This window comes from Streptomyces sp. NPDC088810, assembly GCF_044750305.1.
GTDB lineage: Bacteria > Actinomycetota > Actinomycetes > Streptomycetales > Streptomycetaceae > Streptomyces.
This window is the reverse complement of record NZ_JBIVJQ010000002.1, coordinates 896,469-913,348: the sequence shown is the minus strand read 5'-3', so window position 1 is coordinate 913,348 and position 16,880 is coordinate 896,469. Positions and strand designations below refer to the sequence as shown.

The following is a 16,880-nucleotide window of genomic DNA, read 5'->3' as shown; positions in this document are numbered from 1 at the left end:
AGACAATGGCGAGTGACTTCCTCACCGTGCCCGCTCCGGCGCCGGAACCGGGCGGCCCGGGCGCGGCCCGCCCGGCCCCGGACGCGACGAGCAACGCCACCCGGCTGCTGTGCGCGGGCACCTACCTCGACCCGGTCTACCGCGCCGGTGTCATCCGCGAGCTGCTGACCCACCGGTACCGGGTGGTGGCCCCGTCGTACGGCTACGACGCGGTGCCCGTGCTCGCGCACGCACTGGCGGCACGCCGTCTGCAACGCATCCGGCTGGCCGTGCTCGCCGCGGGCGCCGCGGTCACGTTCTTCCTCATGGCCGTCGGCGCGCTGAACGGGTTCACCGCGCTGCTGGCGGTGCTCTGGCTCATGTGGATCACCGCGTTCCTGCGGCGGGTCGTCACCCTGCAGACGCTGACGCGCCGGCTGGCCGCGCCCACCGGGGAGGGACGCCGGGGCCGGGGGTTCGACGGTTCGTACCCGGAACACCCCGAGCTGACGCCCGAGCTGGTGTCCAAGATCAAGCGGGAGCAGACCTCGGACGGCACCGTGATCCGCTACGGCGGTTACAAGCCGTTCGTCGGCGCGGGCGCGCAGGTGCGCCGCTGGTCCAACGCGGAACTGCTGATCGGCGCGCCGCTCGGGGTGTTCGACGGCCGGCCCGGCACGGGCCCGCACCCGGCACCCGGCGCCACCGGACAGGAGCCCAAGCGCAAGGAGGTCGTCCCCTTCACCGTCGAGGAATTGACCGCCTACGTCGCCGACCGCATGACCGCCCGGCTGCGCGCCCAGGCCCGCCCGTCACAGCGGATCGAGGGCCTCGCCGTCGAGCGGAGCACCTTCACCACGGCCGTCACGACCCTCCGGGGCGTGGCCGAGCCGACCCCCGAGCAGCTCGACCGGCTCGACGGCCGGTGGGAGGACGCCCACGACACGGGACGCACCTATCTGTGCATCCGGGTGGGCTCCTGGGACCAGGAGCTGGTCACCACCGCGTTCATCGGCTTCGACCTCAAGGGGAACACCCTGCACACCGAGTTCTACTCGTACGTGCTGGCGCCGGTCCGGGCGAGCTTCCAGCTGGTGGACCGGCTCCCCGCCGCCCTGGACGAGCGGCTGCTGCTCAAGCTGGCCTGGCACACCGTGCGCGGCACGCCCCACTCCGCGGTGCGGTCGGCCGCGGCCAAGGCGGCGGGTGCCCGGCTGCTGCCGCGGCTGCCGTGGACCAAGGAGCGGATCCGGGTGCCGCAGCCGGCCGACAGCAGCGAGTTCGGCCTCGGCCGCTACGCGGACGCCGTGCTCAACCGGGGGGCGGTCACCAGCGTCCGGGAGATGGCGACCAGCCCCCACTTCCACGTCTTCTTCCAGGAGACCGACACCATCAAGTACACGCAGATCGTGGAGCGCCAGTTCCTCCACGTCGTCCGTGACTTCCTGTACGAACACAACGTGGACCTGACGGAGCACGAGGCCCGCCAGACGAACATCCTCAACAACTACGGGCACAACAACAGCTTTGTCAGCGGGGACAACAACACCACCAACTCGGGCACGCAGAACTTCGGCGGCCCGGCCGGCGGTCAGGGGGCGGGAGCCGCATGACGCACACCTCCACGGGCGGCAACAGCAGCGACTACGGAAGCAGGAACGACTTCGGGCGCAACAACAGCTTCGTCACCGGGAACGACAACACCACCAACTCGGGTACGCAGAACTTCCACGTCCCCGCCCCCGCCCGCCCCGTCCGCCCGGAGAAGGGCGACTCCGCCCCGGCCCCGGACCGCCGCCGCAACGTCTTCGTCGTCCACGGGCGCGACGAGGAGGTGCGGCTGCGGATGTTCGACCTGCTGCGCCTGCTCGATCTGCGACCGCTGGAGTGGGAGGACCTGGTCGAGGCCACCGGTAAGACGGCACCCTTCCTCGGCGAGGTCGTCGCCGGGGCCCCCGCGCTGGCCCAGGCGGCCCTCGTGCTGCTCACCCCGGACGACATCGTCCAGCTCCACCCGGACCTGCGCGGCCGGAACGAGCCGCCGTACGAGACCGAGCCCACCGGGCAGCCCCGGCCCAACGTGCTCATCGAGCTGGGCATGGTGCTGATGGCCTACCCGGAGCGCACCCTGATGGTGGAGGTCGGGGAACTGCGCACCATCGCCGACATCGCCGGCCGGAACGTCATCCGGTTCGACGGCACGGAGGCCGCCCTACGCAAGATCGCCGAGCGGCTGAAGCTGGCGGGCTGCGCGGTCGACGACACCCGCTCCGACTGGCTCCAGACCTGGCCGTACCGCCACCTGTCGGCGTACGGCCGCACCGGGCGGGCGACACCGCCGGCCCGCTGAGCCGCGGTACGGGCCCGGTGGTCGTCCACGGTCGGGGGACGGGCCCGTACCGCTTCACGCCCCGCCACCGGGGCGGGGCCGCCCGGGGTCAGACGTGGCGCCGGGCGCCCGCCGCCAGGCCGGCCAGGAACGCGCCGGTCTCCGGCAGGTCGATCCGCCCCAGCTCACCGGGGCGGATCACCACATGCAGCTCGCGGCAGATCCTCCGCTCCCACGAGTGCACGACGAAGGACAGCAGGATCAGCCGCAGCAGGCTGTCCTCGTCCATGTCGTGCAGCCGGGCCAGGCCCGCGCCGGTCAGCGGCATGGTGAGGCGTTCCAGCTGGCCGTGCCGGTGGACGGCGTCCCACAGCCGGTCCAGGCCGAGCCACAGGTCCTGCACCTTGGAGGAGGCGACGCAGTCGTTGCCCATCCGGCTGTAGGCGACGGCGAAGACCAGGTCGGGGCGGGTGCCCAGGACGGCGACCGTGCCGACCGGATACCGGGCCCGTTTGCCCCGCGGCTTGTCCCGCACGCTCTCCCACGCCACCGGAGTCACCCCCGCCAGCGCGGCGGCCAGCTCCGCGTCCAGCCGGCGGGCGTCCCCCGCGTAACGGCGGGCGAGCAACTGGCCCTGCACACTCGCGTCGTTGATGACGACACCGTCGTCGACGACGGTGTCGAAGGTGTCGGTGAACCCCACCACCAGCTGGCCGGGCTGGTCGAAGAGATCGCCCTCCTCCACCACCACCGTCATCCCGGGGCGGCTGAACTCCTGCCGTACGGCGGCCTGCGGGCGGGCCCGGGCCAGCCCCCAGGCCAGGCACAGGGTCACGGAGCCGGCCAGCACCAGCCCGGGGCGGGACACGACGCCCGGGAACAGCTGGCCGGCGAACTGCACGACGGCCGACACCCCGCCGAAGGCCGCCAGCACGCTGCCCGCGAACACCCGCCGCCCCCGCCACGACCGCAGGGGACGGAGCCGCGCGGGCCGGGGCGACGGGCGCGGACCGGTCAATCGCATGCTTGCCTCCAGGGCGTCTTGCTACGCTGACCACACTGTTGACGGGACGTCACGCGGCGGAGGGGGCGAGGCGCGTGCAGACCCGTGCACCGTGCATACGGGTGAGCGTTCTGGGCCCCGTCCGGCTGGACGTGAACGGTACCGCCGTACGCCTCACCCCGCTGACCGCCCGGCTGCTGGCCCGGCTGGTCGCCGCCGACGGCGAGGCCGTCACCGCGCGCCGGCTGTACCTGGACGTCTGGCAGCCGACCGTGGAACTGCCGCACCAGGACCTGCGCAACCGCAACGAGGTGCAGAAACGGATCCTGGAGCTGCGGCGCGCGTTCGACCGGGCCGGCCCGGGACACGGCGCCCGGATCGTGCGCACCGACCGGCTGCCGACCGCGCGCGGCGCCGAGAGCACCTACCGGCTCGACCTGTCCGACGACGAGCTGGACAGCGCCGAGTTCACGCGCCTGGTGGGCGACGCGCTGCGCGCGGCACCGGCCTCGGCCGTCCGGCTGCTCACGGACGCCCTGCGGCTGTGGCGCGGCCGGCCGCTGACCGAGGTGCAGGACGAGGAGTTCGCGCGCGTACCGGCCCGGCGGCTGACCCGGCTCAGGGAGATTGCGCAGCGGGAGCTGATCGCCGGCCACACCGCGCTGGGCCGCTACGACCTCGCCCTCCCGGTGGCCGAACAGGCCGCGCGGGAACGGCCGGAGGACCCCGAGGCCGCCGCCGTCCTCACCCGGCTGAACGCCCGGCTGCGCGAGCGGCACGGCGACGAACTGCTGCGGCACACCCTGCGCGGGCTGCGGGTGGACGTCGTCGTGGTGCGCGGCGACCTGTTCGACCAGGAGGACGCCAACCTGGTCGTGGGGTTCACCGACACCTTCGACACCTCCACCGACGACATCGTCATCAGCCGGGAGAGCGTGCAGGGCCAGCTGGTCGACCGTCTCTTCGAGGGCCGGCACCGGCTGCTGGACGACCACCTGCGCCGCGGGCTCAAGGAGGTCACCCCGCTGGCCACCGAGAGCGTCCGGGCCAAGCCGCGCGGCCGGCGCACCCGCTACCCGATCGGCACGGCCGTGCCGGTCCCGGTCGGCAAGCGCCGGGTCTTCGCCCTCGCCTACTCCCGACTGGGCAACGACCTGCGCGCCCGGTCCGCCCCGGCCGACCTGCGGCTGAGCCTGGAACGCCTGTGGCCGTCGGTCGCCCTGCACGGCTTGTTCAAACCGGTGGCGGTACCGCTGATCGGCGCCGGCCTGGCCCGCCTCGTCGAACTCGACCACACCCAGCTGCTGACGCTGATTGTCGAGACCTTCACCGAGAGCCTGCGCCAGGACCCGGCCGTCTGCCCCGAGCTGCGGATCGTCGTCCGGGACGAGGAGCTGGAGCGGACCGACCTCTCGGCGGTGGAGGCGTTCCTGCGCGGCGCCGACGAGCGGGGCCCGGCGCTGCCGCCGACCGGCCCGGGCTGACCTGTTCACACCCCCAGCAAAGCTCCGCACCCGCTTCCGCCGACAGTCACCGCCCGCTTCCGGAGCGCTTCCGGGCTGCGCCCGCCGTCACCGGGGCGGAAATCGGCGGGTGCGGAAACCGGCGAGCAGAGGGTGAAGCGCGGCCCCGGTGGTCAGGATGGAGGCATGGGATTCCATGTCGACTCCGAGGCCGGGCGGCTGCGCCGCGTCATCCTGCACCGGCCGGATCTGGAGCTCAAAAGGCTCACCCCCAGCAACAAGGACGCCCTGCTCTTCGACGACGTGCTCTGGGTGCGCCGGGCGCGCGCCGAGCACGACGGGTTCGCCGACGTCCTGCGCGACCGCGGGGTCGAGGTCCACCTCTTCGGGGACCTGCTCGCCGAGACCCTGGCGCTGCCCGCGGCCCGCACGCTCGTCCTGGACCGGGTCTTCGACGAGAAGGAGTACGGCCCCCTCGCCACCGACCACCTGCGCGCCGCCTTCGACCGGATGCCCCCGGGCGAGCTGGCCGAGGCCCTGGTCGGCGGGATGACCAAGCGGGAGTTCCTGGCCGCCCACGCGGAGCCCACCTCGGTCCGCTTCCACGTCATGGAGCTGGACGACTTCCTGCTCCGCCCGCTGCCCAACCACCTGTTCACCCGGGACACCTCCGCGTGGATCTACGACGGCGTCTCCATCAACGCCATGAGATGGCCCGCCCGGCAGCGGGAGACCGTCCACTTCGAGGCGATCTACCGCCACCACCCGCTGTTCCGTGACGAAACGTTCCACGTGTGGTCCCGGGGGCAGGCGGACTACCCCTCCACCATCGAGGGCGGTGACGTCCTGGTGATCGGCAACGGCGCCGTCCTGATCGGCATGAGCGAGCGCACCACCCCGCAGGCCGTGGAGATGCTGGCGCACAAGCTGTTCGCGGCCGGCTCGGCGCGCACGATCGTCGCGCTCGACATGCCCAAGCGGCGCGCCTTCATGCACCTGGACACGGTGATGACCATGGTCGACGGCGACACCTTCACCCAGTACGCCGGCCTCGGCATGCTCCGCTCGTACACCATCGAAGCGGGCGACGGCGAGCGCGAGCTGAAGGTCACCGACCACCCCCCGGAGCACATGCACCGGGCGATCGCCGCCGCGCTCGGCCTCGGCGAGATCCGGGTGCTGACCGCCACGCAGGACGTGCACGCGGCCGAACGCGAGCAGTGGGACGACGGCTGCAACGTGCTCGCCGTCGAGCCCGGGGTCGTCGTCGCCTACGAGCGGAACTCCACCACCAACACGCATCTGCGCAAGCAGGGCATCGAGGTGATCGAGATCCCGGGCAGCGAGCTGGGCCGGGGCCGGGGCGGCCCGCGGTGCATGAGCTGCCCCGTGGAGCGGGATCCCGTATAAGATCGCATAGAAATGTCAAAGGTCGTATAGACTTCCACAGTCCCCGTAGTCCTCACCTCTGGAGCGCCCCGACATGGCGACAGTCCCGACCGCCCTCGCCGGCCGCCACTTCCTCAAGGAGCTGGACTTCACCGAGGAGGAGTTCCGCGGCCTGGTCGAGCTGGCCGCCGAGCTGAAGGCCGCCAAGAAGGCCGGGGCCGAGACCCGGTATCTGCGGGGCCGCAACATCGCGCTGATCTTCGAGAAGACCTCGACGCGCACCCGCTGCGCGTTCGAGGTCGCCGCGGCCGACCAGGGCGCCCACACCACCTACCTCGACCCGGTCGGTTCGCAGATCGGGCACAAGGAGTCGGTGAAGGACACCGCCCGCGTGCTGGGCCGGATGTACGACGCGATCGAGTACCGGGGCGACAGCCAGGCCAAGGTCGAGGAGCTGGCCGCACACGCCGGCGTGCCCGTCTACAACGGTCTCACCGACGACTGGCACCCCACCCAGATGCTCGCCGACGTGCTCACCATGACCGAGCACAGCGCCAAGCCGCTGCGGAAGATCGCCTTCGCCTACCTCGGCGACGCCCGCTTCAACATGGGCAACTCCTACCTGGTCACCGGCGCCCTGCTCGGCATGGACGTCCGGATCGTCGCCCCGAAGACCTACTGGCCCGCCCAGGAGATCGTCGACCGCGCCCGCGCGCTCGCCACCGACAGCGGCGCCCGCATCACCCTCACCGAGGACGTCGCCGAGGGCGTGCTGGGCGCCGACTTCGTCGCCACCGACGTCTGGGTCTCCATGGGCGAACCCAAGGAGGTCTGGACCGAGCGGATCGCGGCCCTCGCCCCGTACGCCGTGACCATGGACGTGCTCCGTGCCACCGGCAACCCGGACGTGAAGTTCCTGCACTGCCTGCCGGCCTTCCACGACCTCGGCACCGCCGTGGGACAGCAGATCCACGAGGCCCACGGCCTGGCGTCGCTGGAGGTGACGGACGAGGTCTTCGAGTCCGCCCACTCGGTCGTCTTCGACGAGGCCGAGAACCGGCTGCACACCATCAAGGCGGTGCTGGTGGCCACACTCGCCCGGGAAAGCCTTGCCTGACCCGCCTCACCAGGCCTTATCCTGACCGGCGGCCCGGAGCCACCCCTTCCGCGGCCGTCGCCGCGCCCCTACTACGGGCGCCCGCACCACCAGAAACGAGCACCACCCGCATGCCCGCTCCCCGCATCAAGTCCCCGCACCTGCTCGTCGCCGAATCCGGAGCCGACCGCGAGGGACACGGCCTGAAGCGCACCATGGGCCTCTTCCAGCTCATCTGCTTCGGGGTCGGCGCCATCGTCGGCACCGGCATCTTCGTCGGCCTCTCCGACTCCGTCGCCCAGGCCGGCCCTGCCGTCGTCGTCTCCTTCGTCCTCGCCGCGATCACCTGCGTCTTCACCGCTCTCTCCTTCGCGGAGCTGGGCGGCGCGATCCCGGTCTCCGGCTCCTCGTACTCCTTCGCCTACGCCGGCCTCGGCGAGTCCACCGCCTTCCTCATCGGCTGGTGCCTGCTGCTGGAGTACGGCATCTCCATCTCGGCCGTCGCGGTCGGCTGGAGCCAGTACGTCAACGAGCTGCTGCACAGCCTCACCGGCCTCCAGCTCCCGGCCGCGCTCTCCGCGGGCCCCGGCGACGGCGGCATCGTCAACCTCCCCGCCGTGATCGTCATCGCCCTGGCCTCCGTGCTGCTGGTGCGCGGGGTGCGCGAGAGCGCCCGGGCCACGGCCGCCATGGCCGCCGTGAAGCTCGCCATCCTGCTCGCCTTCTGCGCCATCGGCTACAGCGCCTTCAAGGACGGCAACCTCACCCCGTTCTCCCCGGCCGGCCTCGGCGGCATCGGCGCCGGCACCACCGCCGCGTTCTTCTCCTACATCGGCTTCGACGCGATCACCACCGCCGGCGAGGAGGCGAAGAACCCCCGCCGGGACATCCCCGTCGCGATCCTCGTCTGCATGGGCCTGGTCACCCTGCTGTACTGCGCGGTCGCGCTCGCCGCGATCGGCGCCATCGGCGGCGACCAGGTCGCCGGCCGCCCCGCCGCCCTCTCCTACGTCGTCAACGAGGTCACCGGCTCCGCCGTCGGCGGCGGGGTCATCGCCTTCGGCGCGGTCGTCGCCATCGCCTCCGTGGTCCTCGCCGTGATGTACGGCCAGACCCGCATCCTGATGTCGATGGCCCGGGACGGCCTGATCCCGCGCGTCTTCGAGAAGGTTTCCCCGCGGACCTCCACGCCGGTCGCCGGCACGCTGATCGTCGCGGTCGTCTTCGCCGTCCCCGCGGCCTTCGCCTCCCTCGACGCCGTGATGAACCTGTGCACCATCGGCACGCTGGCCATCATGGCCGTCGTCAACATCACGGTGATCGCCCTGCGCCGCCGCGAACCGGGCCTCGCCCGCAGCTTCCGGGTGCCGCTGTACCCGGTGGCCCCGCTGCTCGGCGTCGGTTTCTGCCTGTACCTGATGTACGAGACCGGCTGGCAGACCTGGCTGCAGTTCGCCGTGTTCCTCGCGGTGGGCCTGCTGGTCTACGGCGTCTACGGCCGCCGGCACTCCACGCTGGCCCGGCCGTCGGCCGGCGAGGTCACACCGGCCGGCGCTGAGCGGGAACCACAGGCAGTCTGAACCACACCGCCTTGCCCGACGGGGTGGGGCGGTGCCCGCAGGACGAGCTGAGGGCGCGGATCAACAGCAGTCCGCGCCCGCCCTCCTGCCAGACGTCGGGCTCCTCGAGCACCGGCCGGGTCAGCTGGCCCGGCGGCGCCGGGTCCGGGTCGTGCACCTCGACCTGGCAGCCGGTCGGCTGCAGCTCCACCACCAGCTCGATCGGGCCGCGCCCGGTGGTGTGCTCCACCGCGTTGGCCACCAGTTCGGCCGTGAGCAGCTCCGCCGTGTCGCAGTCGGCCACGTGCTCCACCTCGGTGAGAGCCGAGCGCACCAGGGCGCGAGCCACCGGCACCGCCGCGGCGGTGTGCGGCAGCGCGATGCGCCAGGAGGCCGATTCGGCAGCGCGTTCGTGCAAGGCGAGTCCGTTCATGGAGCAGGCTGTCCTGCTTTCGACTGTAGGAATGGTACGGGCCCGGCCACCGCGGACGGTCGGGGGGCTTCGCCCGGGAACCTCCCGGCCCCGGTACCGGGCGGCTTACCCAGGCGGCCGGCCGGCCTCGCCCGTCCTGGCCCACTGTTACGCCGCTGTCGACAACCGGTGACGGACGTGACCGAAAACAGCCGGTCGGAGCCTGGTGTGTCGCGCCCGCGTGACGACAGTCACAAACAGGTGATAACTTCATGGGACAGAGCAACGTACGGCACCGCCGCGCTAGGAGGCCGCACGTCATGAGTCCCTTCACCGGCTCCGCCGCCCGCACCGCCGACTGGACGCACCTGCGGGTCCGGATCGCCGACGGGGTGGCCACCGTCACCCTCGCCCGGCCAGAGAAGCTCAACGCCCTCACCTTCGGCGCCTACGCCGACCTGCGCGACCTGCTCGCCGAACTGTCCCGGGAGCGCTCGGTGCGCGCCCTGGTCCTGGCCGGCGAGGGCCGCGGCTTCTGCTCCGGCGGTGACGTGGACGAGATCATCGGCGCCACGCTGGCCATGGACACCGCCCGGCTGCTCGACTTCAACCGGATGACCGGCCAGGTCGTCCGGGCGATCCGCGAGTGCCCGTTCCCGGTGATCGCCGCGGTGCACGGCGTGGCCGCGGGCGCCGGAGCCGTCCTCGCCCTGGCGGCCGACTTCCGCATCGCGGACCCCTCGGCCCGGTTCGCCTTCCTCTTCACCCGGGTCGGCCTGTCCGGCGGCGACATGGGCGCGGCCTATCTGCTGCCCCGGGTCGTCGGCCTCGGCCACGCCACCCAGCTCCTCATGCTCGGCGACCCGGTCCGGGCCCCCGAGGCCGAGCGCATCGGCCTGATCAGCGAGCTGACGGAGGAGGGCCGGGCCGACGAGGCGGCCGCCGCGCTGGCCCGCCGCCTGGCCGACGGTCCGGCCCTGGCGTACGCCCAGACGAAGGCGTTGCTGACGGCCGAGCTGGACATGCCGCTGGCCGCCTCGGTCGAACTCGACGCCTCCACCCAGGCCCTGCTGATGAACGGCGAGGACTACGCGGAGTTCCACGCGGCCTTCACCGAGAAGCGCCCGCCGAAGTGGCGGGGGAGGTGAGGTCCGGTGCGCGTGGCGATCATCGGCGGGGGCCCCGGCGGGCTCTACGCCGCAGCCCTGCTGAAACGCCTCGACCCGACCCGCGACGTCACCGTCTGGGAACGGAACGCCCCCGATGAGACCTTCGGCTTCGGCGTGGTCCTCTCCGACGAGACCCTCGGCGGCATAGAACACGCCGACCCGGTCGTCTACGAGGCGCTGCGGCAGGACTTCGTCCGCTGGGACGACATCGACACAGTGCACCGGGGCACACGCCACCGCTCCGGCGGCCACGGCTTCGCCGCGCTCGGCCGGCACCGGCTCCTGGCGATCCTGCACGAACGCTGCCGCTCCCTGGGCGTGGAGCTGCGGTTCTCCACCGAGGCGCCGCCCGTCGACCGGCTCGCGGCGGACCACGACCTCGTCATCGCCGCCGACGGTGTCCACAGCACCACCCGCGACACCTACTCCCCGGTGTTCCGCCCCCAGGTGTCCGCACACCGCTGCCGCTACATCTGGCTCGCCGCCGACTTCGCCTTCGACGCCTTCCGCTTCGAGATCGCCGAGACCGAGCACGGCGTGATGCAACTGCACGGCTACCCTTATGCGGCGGACTCCTCCACGGTCATCGTCGAGATGCGCGAGGAGGTCTGGCGGGCGGCCGGCTTCGACGAACTCGACGAGCAGGAGTCGGTGGCGCGCTGCGCCAAGATCTTCGCCGAGGCGCTCCGCGGACGCCCGCTGCGCTCCGGCACGTCCGCCTGGACCACCTTCCGCACGGTGGTCAACGACCGCTGGTCGCACGGCAACGTCGTCCTGCTGGGCGACGCCGCGCACACCGCCCACTTCTCCATCGGCTCCGGCACCAAGCTCGCCGTGGAGGACGCCCTCGCGCTGGCCGCCTGCCTCGCGGAACAGGACACCCTGGAGCAGGCCCTCGCGGCCTACGAGGAGGAGCGCAAACCCGTCGTCGCCTCCACCCAGCGGGCCGCCCGGGCCAGCCTGGAGTGGTTCGAGAACCTGCCGCTGTACCTCGGCCAGCCGCCCCGCCAGTTCGCCTTCAACCTGCTCACCCGCAGCCGCCGGGTCACCCACGGCAACCTGCGGCTGCGCGACTCCCGCTTCACCGAGTCCGTGGAGCGCGAGTTCGGCTGCCCGCCCGGCACCCCGCCGATGTTCACGCCGTTCCGGCTGCGCGGCCTGACCCTGCGCAACCGGGTCGTCGTGTCGCCGATGGACATGTACTCCGCCACCGACGGCGTCCCCGGCGACTTCCACCTCGTCCACCTGGGCGCCCGCGCCCTCGGCGGGGCCGGCCTGGTGATGACCGAGATGGTGTGCGTCAGCGCGGAGGGCCGGATCACCCCCGGCTGCGCCGGCCTCTACACCGGCCGGCAGGCCGAGGCCTGGCGCCGGGTCACGGACTTCGTGCACCGCCAGTCCCCGGGTACCGCGATCGGCGTCCAGCTCGGGCACTCCGGCCGCAAGGGCTCCACGAAGCTGATGTGGGAGGGCATGGACGAGCCGCTGGCCACCGGCAACTGGCCCCTGGTCGCCGCCTCCCCGCTGCCCTACAAGCCGGGCGGCCAGACCCCGCGCGAGCTGTCCCGCGCCCAGCTCACCGACCTGCGCGAGCAGTTCGCCGCCGCGGCCTGGCGGGCCGCGCGGGCCGGCTTCGACCTGCTGGAACTGCACTGCGCCCACGGCTATCTGCTCTCCGGCTTCCTCTCCCCGCTCACCAACCGGCGCACCGACGCCTACGGCGGCTCGCCGGAGAAGCGGCTGCGGTTCCCGCTGGAGGTCTTCGACGCCGTACGCGGGGTGTGGCCGGCCGAACGGCCGATGACCGTCCGGATCTCGGCCACCGACTGGGCGGAGGGCGGGACGAGTGCCGAGGACGCCGTCGAGATCGCCCGCGCCTTCGCCGCGCACGGCGCCGACGCCATCGACGTGTCCACCGGGCAGGTGGTGGCCGAGGAGCGGCCGGAGTTCGGGCGGTCGTACCAGACGCCGTTCGCCGACCGGATCCGGCACGAGGTCCGCATCCCGGTGATCGCGGTCGGCGCGATCTCCTCCTGGGACGACGTCAACTCGCTGATCCTGGCGGGCCGTACGGACCTGTGCGCGCTGGCCCGGCCGCACCTGTACGACCCGCACTGGACCCTGCACGCGGCGGCCGAGCAGGGCTACGACGGCCCCGGCGCCGTCTGGCCCGCCCCCTACCGGGCCGGCAGCAGGCGCCCGCAGACCGGCCGCACGGACGCCCCGAAACCACGCTTGTCGCTCGGCGGCTGAGACACCGCGCCCGCGCCGGGCCCGCCTCAGGCCCCCGCGAACTCCGCCCCCGCGTCCCGCAGCCGTTCGTGCAGACCGCGGAAGACCTCCGCCGAGCGGACCCCGGGCCAGTCGGCCGGGAGGAGGTGGGTGGGCAGGCCCGGGTCGCTGTAGGGGAGGTGGCGCCAGGAGTCGAGGGCGAGGAGGTAGTCGTGGTACGCCTCCTCGGGCGGGGTGTCGGCGCGCTCCTCCCAGGCGTGCAGGACCGGCGCGTGCGCCTCCAGGAAACGCTCGTGCTCCTTGGCGATCGCCGCCAGGTCCCACCAGCGGGCCACCGCCTCGGCCGTGGCCGCGAACCCCAGGTGCTCGCCGCGGAAGAAGTCCACGTACGGATCCAGGCGCAGCCGGCGCAGGGTGTGCTCGGTCTCCTCGTACAGGCGGGCCGGGGCGATCCACACCCCCGGGGCCGCCGTGCCGAAGCCCAGGCCGGCCAGCCGGGAGCGCAGCACATGCCGCTTCTGCCGCTCCGACTCCGGGACCGAGAACACCGCGAGCACCCAGCCCTCGTCCGCGACGGGCGCGCCCGCGTAGATGCGCCGGTCGCCGTCGTCCAGCAACTGGCGTGCCTCGGCGGAGAGTTCGTACCCGGCGGCGCCGGACTCCGTGCGGGCAGGCAGCAGCAGCCCGCGCCGTTTGAGCCGGGACACCGAGGAACGCACGGACGGCGCGTCCACGCCGACGGCGGCCAGGAGCCGGATCAGCTCGGCGACGGGCACCGGGCCGGGCATGAAGCGGCCGTACGCGCCGTAGAGCGTGACGATGAGGGACCTGGGGGCGTGCTGCTCGGACACGTTGATCATTTTAGGTCGTCGGCATCACTGCTGGTCACCTCCGGTGCGCAGCCGGAACCGCTGGAGCTTGCCGGTGGCCGTGCGGGGCAGCGCGTCGAGGAAGACGAACGCGCGCGGGCATTTGTACGGCGCCAGCTCGGCGGTGAGGAACGCGCGCAGCGCCTCCGGGTCGCGCCGGGCGCCCGCGCGCAGCACCGTGTAGGCCACCACCACCTGGCCGCGGGCCTCGTCGGGACGGCCGACGACCGCCGTCTCGGCCACGTCCGGATGGCGCAGCAGCGCCTCCTCCACCTCCGGTCCGGCGATGTTGTACCCGGCCGAGATGATCATGTCGTCGGCGCGGGCCACGTAGCGGAAGTAGCCGTCGGCCTCGCGTATGTAGGTGTCGCCGGTGATGTTCCAGCCGTCCCGGACGTACTCCCGCTGCCGCGGGTCGGCGAGGTAGCGGCAGCCGACCGGGCCGCGTACGGCCAGCAGCCCGGGCTCGCCGTCGGGCACCGGCTTGCCGTCGGCGTCCTGGACCCGCGCCTGCCAGCCCGGCACCGGCACGCCCGTGCTGCCGGGCCGGATCCGCTCGTCGGCGGCCGAGATGAAGATGTGCAGCAGCTCGGTGGCGCCGATGCCGTTGATGATGCGCAGGCCCGTGCGGTCGTGCCAGGCCCGCCAGGTGGCCGCGGGCAGGTTCTCGCCGGCCGAGACGCAGCGTCTGAGGGACGTCACGTCGTGCCCGTCCAGCTCCTCCAGCATGGCGCGGTAGGCGGTCGGCGCGGTGAAGAGGACCGAGACGCGGTGCTCGGCGATCGCGGGGAGCAGCTGGCGGGGGCCCGCCTGTTCCAGCAGCAGGGCGCTCGCCCCGACACGCAGGGGGAAGATCACCAGCCCGCCGAGACCGAAGGTGAAGCCCAGCGGGGGACTGCCGGCGAAGACATCGTCCTCATGGGGGCGCAACACATGCCGTGAGAAGGTGTCGGCTGTTGCCAGCACATCGCGGTGGAAATGCATGCACCCTTTCGGGCGACCCGTCGTGCCGGAGGTGAAAGCGATCAGGGCGACGTCGTCGGCCGCGGTGTCCACCGCCGGGTAGGGGCCGCCGGGCGCCGGGCGGCGCAGCAGGTCGTCGGGTGTGTCAGCGCCGTAGGTCGTGATGCGCAGCCCGGGTACCGAGGCCTTCGCCAGGTCGTCCACCACACGGATGTCGCACAGAGCGTGCCCCACCCGGGCGATCCGGCACAGGGTGGCCAGCTCGTGCGGGCGCTGCTGGGCCAGCACGGTGACCGCGACCGCGCCGGCCTTCAGCACCGCCAGCCAGCAGGCGGCGAGCCAGGGCGTGGTGGGGCCGCGCAGCAGCACCCGGTTGCCCGGGACCACACCCAGGGAGCCGGTGAGCACGTGCGCGATCCGGTCGACCCGCGCGCGCAGCTCCCCGTAGGTCCAGACGGCGCCGCCCGGGGTGCGGAACACCGGGCGGGCCGGGTCGGCGTGGTCCAGGAGTTCCGCGGCGCAGTTCAGCCGATCGGGGTAACGCAGTTCCGGCAGGTCGAACCGCAGCTCGGGCCACTCGTGCGGCGGGGGCAGATGGTCGCGCGCGAACGTGTCCACGTGGGCCGAGAGATGCATGGCGGTCCGCCCCCTTGCCGTGACAGATGTCCGGGACAGATGTCCGAACGGGCTACCTGGTGGGCTCGCGCCTTGAGCGTATCGTGTTGGTGACGGCAGTCAACTGCACGCGATAACGTCAGGAGGTGGGGTGCGGAAGGGGGCGAGGAACCGCCTCGGAACGTGACCCCGGAGGGAGGACCGGCCGTGTCCGCATTCTCACTCGGCCCCGAGCAGACCGCCTGGTGTGCCGAGCTGCGCGAGCTGGCCGCCCGGCGGCTGCGCCCGCTCGCCGACCGGGGCGCACCCGGCCGCGTCAACCGTCCGCTCCTCGCCGAACTCGGCCGACTGGGCCTGCTCGCACGGCTGTTCGTCGCCGGAGCGCTCGACCTGTGCCTGATGCGGGAGTCCCTCGCCCAGGCCTGCACCGAGGCGGAGACCGCGCTCGCCCTGCAGGGCCTGGGCGCCCACCCGGTGCACGCCCACGGCACCCCGGACCAGCGCGCGCGCTGGCTGCCCCGGGTCGCCGACGGCAGCGCGGTCGCCGCCTTCGCGCTGAGCGAGCCCGGCGCCGGATCCGACGCGGCGGCGCTGGCCCTCGCGGCCGAGCCCGACGGCGACGGCTGGCGGCTCACCGGCGCCAAGTGCTGGATCTCCAACGCCCCCGAGGCCGACTTCTACACCGTCTTCGCCCGCACCACCCCGGGCGCCGGGGCCCGGGGGGTGACCGCCTTCCTGGTCCCGGCCGGCCGGCCCGGACTCACCGGCAGCGCCCTGGAGATGATCTCGCCGCACCCCATCGGCGCCCTCGACTTCGACGCCGTGCCCGTCACCGCCGCCGACGTGCTCGGCGCACCCGACCGCGGTTTCGCCGTCGCCATGGGCACCCTCAACCTCTTCCGTCCCAGCGTCGGCGCGTTCGCGGTCGGCATGGCGCAGGCCGCGCTGGACGCCACCGTCGGCCACACCCGCCGGCGCGAGGCCTTCCACGGCAAGCTGATGGACCTTCAGGCCGTGTCCCACCAGGTCGCCGAGATGGCCCTGCGCACCGAGGCGGCCCGGCTGATGGTGTACGCGGCCGCGGCGGCGTACGACGCGGGAGCCGCCGACGTCCCCCGGCGCGCCGCGATGGCCAAGCTGCTCGCCACCGAGACCGCGCAGTACGTCGTCGACACCGCCGTCCAGCTGCACGGCGCCCGCGCCCTGCGCCGCGGCCACCTCCTCGAACACCTCTACCGCGAGGTGCGCGCGCCCCGCATCTACGAGGGCGCCAGCGAGGTCCAACGGGGCATCATCGCCAAGGAGTTGTACACCGCCGCACTCAAGGAGGACCGGTGACGACCGAGCGCGTCAACCCGCCCGGGCTGGCCCCGCCCACGGGCTTCTCGCACGCCGTCGTCGCGGCCGGTTCCCGCGTGGTGTTCCTCGCGGGCCAGACCGCCCTCGACGGTGACGGAAAGATCACCGGCGAGACGCTGCCCGAGCAGTTCGAGAAGGCCCTCGGCAACCTCCTCACCGCCCTGCGTGCGGCCGGCGGCACCCCCGCCGACCTCGCCCGGGTCACCGTCTACGCCACCGACGTCGCCGCGTACCGCGCCCATGCCGCTCGACTCGGCCGGATCTGGCGGGAGTCGGCGGGCCGTGACTATCCCGCGATGGCCGTCGTGCAGGTCGTACGGCTGTGGGACGAGCGGGCGCTGGTGGAGCTGGACGGGTTCGCCGTACTGCCGTAGCCCCCCCCGGCACCCTCCGGTCGCACCGCGCGTGACCTGGACCGTTCGGTTTCATGACGCGCCACCGAT

14 protein-coding genes are annotated in these 16,880 nt (G+C 73.1%); 10 read left to right on the top strand and 4 right to left on the bottom strand.

The annotated features are described in order from the left end of the window. Positions 1 to 5: 5 nt before the first annotated feature. Positions 6 to 1,592, top strand: a complete 1,587-nt coding sequence (locus ACIP4Y_RS10560) for a hypothetical protein (protein ID WP_401390490.1) — start codon at positions 6 to 8, stop codon at positions 1,590 to 1,592. Beyond that, the gene (locus ACIP4Y_RS10555) at positions 1,589 to 2,329 is read left to right on the top strand and encodes a TIR domain-containing protein (RefSeq protein ID WP_358641509.1); all 741 of its coding nucleotides are present in this window, start codon (positions 1,589 to 1,591) and stop codon (positions 2,327 to 2,329) included. The genes ACIP4Y_RS10560 and ACIP4Y_RS10555 overlap by 4 nt, the downstream gene beginning before the upstream one ends. Before the next feature lie 88 nt (positions 2,330 to 2,417). On the opposite strand, the gene ACIP4Y_RS10550 is transcribed toward ACIP4Y_RS10555, so the two are convergent. Next, a complete protein-coding gene (locus tag ACIP4Y_RS10550; protein WP_401390486.1) occupies positions 2,418 to 3,332 on the bottom strand; it encodes a macro domain-containing protein in 915 nt (304 codons plus the stop codon). A gap of 101 nt (positions 3,333 to 3,433) precedes the next feature. Between ACIP4Y_RS10550 and ACIP4Y_RS10545 the strand changes: the two genes are divergently transcribed. From ACIP4Y_RS10545 to ACIP4Y_RS10530, 4 genes are all read left to right on the top strand, one after another. Next, positions 3,434 to 4,795, top strand: coding sequence for a macro domain-containing protein (locus tag ACIP4Y_RS10545; protein ID WP_401390483.1), 1,362 nt, complete (start codon positions 3,434 to 3,436; stop codon positions 4,793 to 4,795). 165 nt (positions 4,796 to 4,960) lie between these two features. Further along, entirely contained in the window at positions 4,961 to 6,184 is a 1,224-nt protein-coding gene (locus ACIP4Y_RS10540) for an arginine deiminase (protein WP_401390480.1), read from the top strand. Between the two features lie 73 nt (positions 6,185 to 6,257). Further along, complete coding sequence (gene argF, locus ACIP4Y_RS10535) at positions 6,258 to 7,280, top strand: ornithine carbamoyltransferase (RefSeq protein ID WP_358641517.1); 1,023 nt, start codon at positions 6,258 to 6,260, stop codon at positions 7,278 to 7,280. A 110-nt stretch (positions 7,281 to 7,390) separates the two neighbouring features. Next, the gene (locus tag ACIP4Y_RS10530; protein ID WP_401390476.1) at positions 7,391 to 8,839 is read left to right on the top strand and encodes an amino acid permease; all 1,449 of its coding nucleotides are present in this window, start codon (positions 7,391 to 7,393) and stop codon (positions 8,837 to 8,839) included. Here ACIP4Y_RS10530 and ACIP4Y_RS10525 read toward each other — a convergent pair. Beyond that, positions 8,799 to 9,251: an ATP-binding protein gene (locus ACIP4Y_RS10525; RefSeq protein ID WP_358641521.1), complete on the bottom strand. Its 453-nt coding sequence runs from the start codon at positions 9,249 to 9,251 to the stop codon at positions 8,799 to 8,801. The genes ACIP4Y_RS10530 and ACIP4Y_RS10525 overlap by 41 nt on opposite strands. Before the next feature lie 299 nt (positions 9,252 to 9,550). On the opposite strand from ACIP4Y_RS10525, the gene ACIP4Y_RS10520 reads away from it, so the two are divergent. Together ACIP4Y_RS10520 and ACIP4Y_RS10515 are read left to right on the top strand one after the other, a co-directional pair. Continuing rightward, entirely contained in the window at positions 9,551 to 10,378 is an 828-nt protein-coding gene (locus ACIP4Y_RS10520) for an enoyl-CoA hydratase family protein (protein ID WP_401390473.1), read from the top strand. Between the two features lie 6 nt (positions 10,379 to 10,384). Beyond that, positions 10,385 to 12,652 carry a bifunctional salicylyl-CoA 5-hydroxylase/oxidoreductase gene (locus tag ACIP4Y_RS10515; RefSeq protein WP_401390470.1) on the top strand — a complete coding sequence of 756 codons (2,268 nt, stop codon included), beginning with the start codon at positions 10,385 to 10,387 and terminating at the stop codon, positions 12,650 to 12,652. Between the two features lie 26 nt (positions 12,653 to 12,678). On the opposite strand, the gene ACIP4Y_RS10510 is transcribed toward ACIP4Y_RS10515, so the two are convergent. Together ACIP4Y_RS10510 and ACIP4Y_RS10505 are read right to left on the bottom strand one after the other, a co-directional pair. After that, entirely contained in the window at positions 12,679 to 13,491 is an 813-nt protein-coding gene (locus tag ACIP4Y_RS10510; RefSeq protein ID WP_401390467.1) for a PaaX family transcriptional regulator C-terminal domain-containing protein, read from the bottom strand. Between the two features lie 15 nt (positions 13,492 to 13,506). Continuing rightward, positions 13,507 to 15,099: an AMP-binding protein gene (locus ACIP4Y_RS10505; RefSeq protein WP_401390464.1), complete on the bottom strand. Its 1,593-nt coding sequence runs from the start codon at positions 15,097 to 15,099 to the stop codon at positions 13,507 to 13,509. 186 nt (positions 15,100 to 15,285) lie between these two features. On the opposite strand from ACIP4Y_RS10505, the gene ACIP4Y_RS10500 reads away from it, so the two are divergent. Continuing rightward, positions 15,286 to 16,416: an acyl-CoA dehydrogenase family protein gene (locus ACIP4Y_RS10500; protein WP_401390461.1), complete on the top strand. Its 1,131-nt coding sequence runs from the start codon at positions 15,286 to 15,288 to the stop codon at positions 16,414 to 16,416. After that, the gene (locus ACIP4Y_RS10495; protein ID WP_358641533.1) at positions 16,413 to 16,811 is read left to right on the top strand and encodes a RidA family protein; all 399 of its coding nucleotides are present in this window, start codon (positions 16,413 to 16,415) and stop codon (positions 16,809 to 16,811) included. Before ACIP4Y_RS10500 ends, ACIP4Y_RS10495 begins: the two co-directional genes overlap by 4 nt. Positions 16,812 to 16,880: the final 69 nt, after the last annotated feature.